8 protein-coding genes are annotated in these 7,677 nt (G+C 45.1%); 5 read left to right on the forward strand and 3 right to left on the reverse strand.

The annotated features are described in order from the left end of the window. The 3 genes from QUB08_RS30795 to QUB08_RS32250 all read right to left on the reverse strand — a co-directional run. A partial coding sequence (locus QUB08_RS30795; protein WP_333229960.1) for a plasmid replication protein, CyRepA1 family occupies window positions 1–2,058 on the reverse strand: 2,058 nt, incomplete at its 3' end. A gap of 689 nt (window positions 2,059–2,747) precedes the next feature. Beyond that, entirely contained in the window at window positions 2,748–4,532 is a 1,785-nt protein-coding gene (locus QUB08_RS30800; RefSeq protein ID WP_333229962.1) for a helix-turn-helix transcriptional regulator, read from the reverse strand. A gap of 1 nt (window position 4,533) precedes the next feature. After that, the gene (locus QUB08_RS32250; RefSeq protein ID WP_445300972.1) at window positions 4,534–4,809 is read right to left on the reverse strand and encodes a helix-turn-helix domain-containing protein; all 276 of its coding nucleotides are present in this window, start codon (window positions 4,807–4,809) and stop codon (window positions 4,534–4,536) included. A gap of 47 nt (window positions 4,810–4,856) precedes the next feature. Between QUB08_RS32250 and QUB08_RS30805 the strand changes: the two genes are divergently transcribed. From QUB08_RS30805 to QUB08_RS30820, 5 genes are all read left to right on the forward strand, one after another. Beyond that, window positions 4,857–5,603, forward strand: a complete 747-nt coding sequence (locus QUB08_RS30805; RefSeq protein WP_333229964.1) for a transposase — start codon at window positions 4,857–4,859, stop codon at window positions 5,601–5,603. An 82-nt stretch (window positions 5,604–5,685) separates the two neighbouring features. Then, window positions 5,686–5,880, forward strand: coding sequence for an IS4/Tn5 family transposase DNA-binding protein (locus QUB08_RS30810; protein WP_333229966.1), 195 nt, complete (start codon window positions 5,686–5,688; stop codon window positions 5,878–5,880). 53 nt (window positions 5,881–5,933) lie between these two features. Beyond that, window positions 5,934–6,545 (forward strand): hypothetical protein, encoded by a 612-nt coding sequence (locus QUB08_RS32255; protein WP_445300973.1) that lies wholly within the window; start codon window positions 5,934–5,936, stop codon window positions 6,543–6,545. A gap of 34 nt (window positions 6,546–6,579) precedes the next feature. Then, on the forward strand, window positions 6,580–7,074 hold the full coding sequence (locus QUB08_RS32260; RefSeq protein WP_445300975.1) for a hypothetical protein: 495 nt from the start codon (window positions 6,580–6,582) through the stop codon (window positions 7,072–7,074). 158 nt (window positions 7,075–7,232) lie between these two features. Further along, window positions 7,233–7,511, forward strand: coding sequence for a transposase (locus tag QUB08_RS30820; RefSeq protein ID WP_445300974.1), 279 nt, complete (start codon window positions 7,233–7,235; stop codon window positions 7,509–7,511). Window positions 7,512–7,677 lie beyond the last annotated feature (166 nt).

The following is a 7,677-nucleotide window of genomic DNA, read 5'->3' on the forward strand; positions in this document are numbered from 1 at the left end:
TAGAGCTTGCAAAGCGTCATTGACGGCTACCGCCCCTTTAAAGATGCCAAAAACTGCTGTAAAGTAACCTCGGATATCGATGCTGACACCAGTGCCAATCGTGGGGCTGGCGATGATAATATCGTAGTTTTGGATCTGGGCATTGAGTTGCTCAATGCAGCCATAAGCGGGATGGTTTGGATCTGCTACTGATTCGCTATCAATCCTAAGAATTCGATAATTGGGAAAGCGTCGTTGCAGTTGCGTTTCCAGGTTGCGACAAGACCATTTTCCTGTGACTTTTTGTGAGTCTTCTACAACCATAATACGCGGGCGGTATTGCTCTGTAGGGCAAAATTCTGCACGATTTTCTATATCGCAGCAAGTGACTTCTTGAGAGAGAATATGCTCCATTTGAACATACAGCGAAGCCGGGTTAGAAGTGGCAAATAAAGTCACATCTCGCCCTCGTTTTGGCTGCCAATCATTGATAACAACCCAAGGGGAAATAGGAATGCCTGCTATGGCTATTAGGTAGTCAATGCTGTAATCCGATAAATCTGCATCTTGGGCAACAACTAAGCCACCACTTGTCAAGACGTTGTGGATTAGTTCTTGCAGAGTTTGCAAGATGGTGACTCGGTTTTCGCGGCAAGTTGAACTGTTTAAGGCGTGCCAGATGACTTGTTCGCACTCGTCGATGATGACGATCGCACCGAACCAGTCTTCTGGATTGAATTTAGCTTGAGATAGGGGGTGGAGGCTGTCTATGCACAAGCCGTATCCGAACAGTTTACCCTCGGCTGAGTCCCTAGTTTCGTCGATGTAGTTGATTCCTAAGCTGGCGCAGATCGCCCTGCCTAGTTGAATCCTATGGGTAATTATCAGCACGCGGCGATCGCCTGTGGAAAGGGCTTGTGAGACTAAGTTAGTCAGGGCTTGGGTTTTGCCGGTGCCTTTGGGGGCTTTGATGCAAGCTAACCCGGACTCAGGATAGGGGAGTTTTCCCAAATAGCGAGAATTTAGCTTTAAAGACGCGGGATAGGTTAAAAGCCATGATTCCCTAGCGAGCCAGAATTGGAAGCCTTGCGCTTCATTTTTGAGGGCGCTGAAGGCATCCTCGCCTTTGGATACCACGAAATCGTCAACGCCTTTTTCTGGTCCTGGCAGGTTGATGACTTTGACGGGGCAATTGGCGGCTGTGAACAGGCGGCCGAGTTTGCTAATTTCCCGGTTGACGTTTTGGATGGTTTGGCGTTTGCTGTCGCGGTCGAAGCAGATGTAGATTTCACGTTCCTCTGTGGCGAAGTGTTGCAGTTCGGGGATGAGGTAGGGGTCGCATTTCTCCCCTTGAGAGGTTTTGGTTCTGACACCGCCGGTGACACCGGGGAGGGCAATGGCGGCGTAACCCAGTGTGAGTAGGCATCCGGCTTTTTTTGCGCCTTCGACGATGATGACGGGGATGTTGTTGTCCCACACCCATTGCCAGAACTGAGGCTGGTTTGGGGATGAGGTAGGGGTCGCAGAGGGGCTGCACGGGCTAGGGGCAGAGGAGAGATTTTCGTCTTTCCTCTCCCCCGCTCCCCCTCTCCCCTGCTCTCCCTCTCCCCTGCTTCCCTGCTCCCCCTCTCCCCCGCTCCCCCGCTCCAAGTCCTCTGGGTCGATGGGGACACCGTAGCGTTCTGCGACTTTTGCCCAAATGTGGTCTGGGACTTGCAGGAAGAAGGCTCTAGTGGGGGTTTTGGGGGGGTGTTCGTATTTGACGGGCTTGGTTTTACCGTTTGGGTCGAAGCTGTTGCGGGGCTGATAGGGTTTGAAGCAGCCCCAATACATGGGCTGCCAGTTGTTGAGGGGGTCTAGGCCTGAACACCACCAGCCACCGTGTTCGATGTGGCTGTAGTGTTTTCTGGCCCACCGCCATTGTGCGTCGGGGTGGACTCTGCCGGAGGCGGCGTTGATTTCGTACAGGAGGTATTGGTACGGGGTGTCGCCTGAGAGGGTTTGGACGTTGAGGGCGAAGAGGTCGGGGTCTGCGCCTGAAGCCAGCCATTCGGACAGGGGGGAGATGGGTGATGTCATTGGACACCCCCGGTGTTGGTCAGATGGAAGGGCAGCCAGAAGGGGTCAGGCGGGGTTGATGGGGCTGTGAGTTGGGGTTGAAGCTGACTGAGCTTGGTAAATGCACCCAGTCTTTTTGTGCAGGGTTTCACGGGAGCTATTCCTTGGTAGGCGAATAACTCTTTGTCTCACCTTTCGCAAAAGGCTGTTGGTTGGCTGATCTAAACTTCTCTAGATCTTATAAGGCTTGTAATCAAAAGCTGAAACCAAGACAGGGCAAAGGTTTTGAAAAAACATTGTCCTGGGATGTGGATGATTTTGTCCTGGGATGTGGATGATTTTGTCCTGGGATGTGGATGATTTTGTAATCAAGGTAAAACGCATAGACAGCAAAGCTTTTAGGGCGATTTTTAAAACTTTTTTTTTGATTACACGACTTTCACCGACTTGATTACAAAAACGAACCCTTCAGGGGGGCTAGTTAGGGCAAACGCATCTATAGCAGAAGTCAGGATTCAGGATTCAGGAGTCAGGATTCAGGAGTCAGAATTCAGGAGTCAGAATTCAGGAATCAGAAATAAAATGCAATCACAGCAATGGTTTCAGCAATTAAGAATGCCCTGACCGCTTTGGCGGTTATAAATTTAGCCCCAGTTTCCTTCGAGGCTTGGGTAACTCCAAGATTGTCAGTAGTTCTCGCGTCGTGAACTTCAGTCTTGGATTTCCAACAGCTTGAGCAATTTAGCCTCTATTTCTGGGCTGATAGTCCGCTGTCCACGCTCTATCTGAGCAATCAGCGATTGTGAGACCCCCAACCAGCCAGCCAATTTTCTCTGGTTCCATCCCTTGTCTTCACGGGCTTTTCGCAGGTCAGCACTTGTTATTGGTATTGGCTTTGGCAAAGCAGGCTTTAATTGTTGAGGTTCAGCCTTGCTTGCTACCAAGACTGGGATGGGTTCTGGCTGAAGTATGAAGAGCTTGGCCGCCAGCCACTGATCCAGGTAGCCTTTTGGGTTCCTTTCTTTGTTTTCTGGCTGAAGTCTCTCTGGATAAGTTTCTGGGTCAAATTGAATTTGCCAGGCCAAAGTTATCAAGAGTTGTAAGGCATCATCCCAGTTCTGTTTTAAGTTGTAAGCTTTACGGCGGGCGCTGCGGGCTGAGTCAATTTCTCGTTTAGGTAAAATTGCTTCTAACAGGGTTAAGACTCGGTATTCACCACTGGTGTGAAATCGGCTTTCTATCGTGACATGAATTGCTAGTCTTAAGGCAAATTCGTTATGGTACGGATCAATTCTTAGTACCTGTTGGGAAAGATAGCCAAATTGATATAACGCTTCCCGCGACTTAGCTCCAGCTCGGTTCAAAAAATCTTGAGTCCACAATCCTGGTTGGACTGTTATGTATACTTCATAGGGGTTGTCTACCTTGCCTTCAAAATTTAACTGACCTTGGGGTTTGATGTAGACATTCCACATTCTCCCTACAGGAGCGCTAGCTATAATTTGCCCTTTCTTATTCATTCCTTCAATCCAAACAGCTTTGACCAATAGACAATCAAGAGCGAATGCTGTTTTCGCAATCTCTAGCAGCTTTTCTCTTTGAGTTTTTTTGTGATTTTTATCCCACCCCATTTCCTTGACAATATCGCTAGCTTTTAGTGTAAATAGGCTTTGCCAAGGAGTCTCCTGTTTCATAGTATGGGCTGCAAAAATCATGTGCAGTTTGGCACTGGTAAACCCAAATTTATCAATAATTTGCTGGGCTTCATCCCAAGGGATCAAGGTAATGTCACCAGGGCTGCTAATGTAATGCTCAATATAATTGCTAGGGTTGCCCTTGGCTTGATGTTGGAAAACAGCAATACTGCTGGCAGCCTCTCCCCATAAATCTGTCCGGATCTGGGCACGGAGACTGGAAGCCATCAAAGCGGCTGTTGGCAGGGCAACAGTAGCTGTATTATTGAATAATCGGGGTTCAGTTACTGGAACTGGGAGAGGCGCAAGTTCTAATATTTTTGCTAATTCATCTGCTAATAAGTTTTGTACATTTATTTGCTGTAATAATTCATCGGCTACATGATATCCACACGCATTAATTATCTGGGATTCTGTCCAGGATTCTGATTTTGAGAAGGAGGGGTCAGGAGAAAAAGCCAGCATTCCAGGCTGGAGGTCTGAATGGGTCTCTCCCTGATTCCAGATATCTAAGTGATTCATAATCCACTCAGCATTCTTTTCCCAGAAATCCGCGGTGAACAATTCTTCAAAAATTTTTTCTAGATGTGCTACTAATTTAGGGGTAATTTTTAAGTCCTCATAGGGAGACTTTTCTTGCCCGGTTTCCTGAAAAAGTTTTGTTTTCAAAGCCTGATGCAATTGGGTAGCTACATTCACTAATATTGCATATTGAAGTTTACCTTCCCTGGCTAGCTTGAGAGCGTATTCTTGGATGCGCTCTGGGTCTTTTATAGGGACGATATGTTGTCTGGTTCCCACCTCAGAACTCCCATGGTTGTATTTGATAAGCTGTACATATTTTGTCTAACACCCGCTTTAATGGCAACACATCACGGTTGTGGTAAAGCCGATAACCCGCTGATTGGGTTATCCCTGCCTGTTTCCAAAACTGGTAGACGGTTAATCCTCTGCTGTCTATAAATTCCTTAAGACAATACTCCGGACAGTTTTTCAAGAGGGATACGATCGCTTTTGCAGCAGAGAAGTGAAAAAAGTGAGTGCAATCTGAACCCAAAATCAACAGAAAAAAAGGCACTCTTTTCGGTTAAGCTATAAAAACACACAAGCTCTTCAGATTGCCTTATGAAGATTATTGAATCCATCTTACAACAAATGCCAGGGATTAGTCAACCCCAAAAGAAGTTTTTAATCACTTTATTCTCAACTATCTTGCTGGCTTATGGCAAGGTCAACTTCACAAATCTCAGTCGTTATAGTTGTTTGAGCGAAAAAACCTACCGTCGTCACTTTCTCAAAAGCTTTAACTTTCCACAATTCAATCAATATTTCCTCGAAAAAGCCTTAAATCCTGAACACACCGTCATTGCTGTTATTGATTGTTCTTTTTTAAGAAAAAGTGGCAAAAAAACAGACGGCAAGGCTTATTTTTATAATGGTGTAGCTTGTAAATCGGAACAGGGATTGGAAATTTCTGTAATTTCTATTGTCGAAATTGAGACTCGTTTATCTTATAGCTTAAGCGTACAACAAACTCCGTCACGTCCTCAAATAAAGCCCGTGAAAAAACTGCCCAAAAATCCGAAGAATAACCGCTCAAAAAAAACTCGCAAAAACCCGGACTCTCAAAGCTCAAAGCCTGACATCACAAGAGTTAATGACTATGCAAAACATCTCAAGAATACTCGTTTTTTCTTCCCAACTTCTGTACGTTATTTGGTGGCTGATGGCTATTACTATCGCTTTAAATTCTGGGAGACTGTGCGGGAGTTGAATTTAGACTTTATTGGCAAGCTACAAGTTGATGCTAACCTACGCTATCTCTATACAGGTGAACAAAATAAACTGGCTTACTTTTCACGGCATCTCTGAAAGGTAGAGTAGGAGGTCATTCTAGGCAAAAGGGGTAGATGGTGATATAATGTGGTTAAAATCAAGTAAAGGCAGGCGAAAAATGTTGAACTGGTGGGAGAAAAATTTTGCAACTTGTGAATTAGGAGATGAGAGATTAAACAATAGAGCCTATTCAATCGGCCAAGCCCTAAGTCAAGGGTTCGGAAAAGCATTGTCAGAAATATTCACAAGTGCAAACGAGTTGAAAAGAGCTTATGAGTTTTTGCCAACAGCAAAACAGAATTTGACAAAGTAATCAAACCTCACTGTCAAATGACCTGTGAAGCTGTGGAAAAACAAGAAGTCGTATTGTCCATAGGAGATACAACCTTTCTAGATTATGGTAGCATCAAAGCCAAACGGGAAGGATATGGACCCACAGGTAACGGTGGCAACGGATTAATTTTACATAGTGCCTTGGCGCTCACCCCCGAACAAGGACAAGTAATGGGACTGTTATGGCAAAAGCTATGGAATCGAGAGCACAAAGAAAAGCCACCGCAGGATGAAACCGCAGCAGCCAAAAAACAACGACAGGCAATCGCGCGAAAAGCTGCTCGTCAACGCCCATTTGAAGAAAAAGAGTCTTATCGATGGGTAGAAGCGATGACCGAAGTCGAGCATGAAGTAAGTAACAGCACCCGAGTAATTCATGTTTTCGACCGAGAAGGAGATATTACTGAAGTGTTCGACTCTTCACGTCAACTGAAACATACAGGAGTATTAGTACGTGCAGCTCATGACCGTAGCCTAGACCAGAATAGCGAACGTCTGTGGAGAAAGTTGGAATCCCAACCGATCAGATTTGAACAGGAAATCAAAGTACCAGAAACTGGTAAACGTCAGGGAAGGATAGCTTCATTGGCAGTGCGCTTCTGTCAAGTTCAACTACGAGTTCCCTATCGCGAGAGAGAATCGTGATTCATTACAAGTTTATGCTGTTTATGCAACTGAAATCGATTGCCCAGAAAGCGAAACACCTTTAGAATGGATGCTTCTGACGACTGAAGTCGTAGAAGATATAGAAACTGCGATTAAGATGCTGCGCTGGTATACTTACCGTTGGCGGGTGGAAGATTATCATAAAATCTTTAAGTCTGGCTGCAAGTGTGAGCGCTACAGACTTGCTGCTGAGGGTATGAAGCCTTTGTTAGGCTTTTTAAGTATCTGTGCTGTCGAGCTTTTACAAGTTACCTATCTGCATCGTAATCAACCTGATGCTCCTGCGGTTGAGATTCTTAGTCCTGTTCAAATTCAGGTCTTATCAGCTAGATTCCCTAAGCGGACGGCTGTGTTAACGATTGCTTGGGCTGTTGAATCGGTTGCTTATCTTGGGGGCTATCTTGAACATCGTCGTAAATCTCCGATTGGGATTCAAGTCCTCTGGCGAGGCTGGTCCAATTTACACGATCTTTGCCAAGGTTGGCTCCTAGCTAAAAATCATACTTAACGGGAAAAGTAAGAATAAACTGGGAGCACCTCGCAAATATGATGGTAAGGTAGACTGCCAAGATCTGAGTCGTCTTAAGTTTGTTAAACAAATAAAACCGGGAGTTTCATTATATACATTAGTAGTAGGCGAGTTGTTGTTTAAATTGCCAAATTAGCTTGGCTTGTATTTCTGAGGTTCAAGCCAATGGGAAAATCAAAAATACTTTATTATTTAGCACTGATATTCATCTACAACCTGAGCAAATTGTTGAATATTATCAGGCTCGTTTTCAAATCGAATTTATTTTTCGGGATGCTAAACAATTTACGGGATTGTCTGATTGTCAAGCTCGTCATTTACCACGGCTTGATTTTCATTTTAATGCCAGTCTGATTGCCTTAAATCTAGCCAAATATGAACTCTCTAGTTGTCATTCATCTGCCAAATCTTTGTAACCGTTCAGGGGGTCCGCCTGGGGCGCACCACCCCAAGAGGAGTTTAAGCATCAATATGTTTGAGAGCCGTTTGTGAGCTAACAAGAATGTAATACCACTTCTCCAAAAATATGCTACAATAGATCGAGCGCATAAGGATGATTGTATGAAAGTAAATTACCCTGAA

The organism is Microcoleus sp. BR0-C5 (assembly GCF_036705045.1).
GTDB lineage: Bacteria > Cyanobacteriota > Cyanobacteriia > Cyanobacteriales > Microcoleaceae > Microcoleus.

Excerpts from the sequence above, each read along its gene's own strand:
- QUB08_RS30805 (WP_333229964.1), top strand. The coding sequence starts at position 4,857 with ATGAAGATTATTGAATCCATCTTACAACAAATGCCAGGGATTAGTCAA.
- QUB08_RS30810 (WP_333229966.1), top strand. The coding sequence starts at position 5,686 with ATGTTGAACTGGTGGGAGAAAAATTTTGCAACTTGTGAATTAGGAGAT.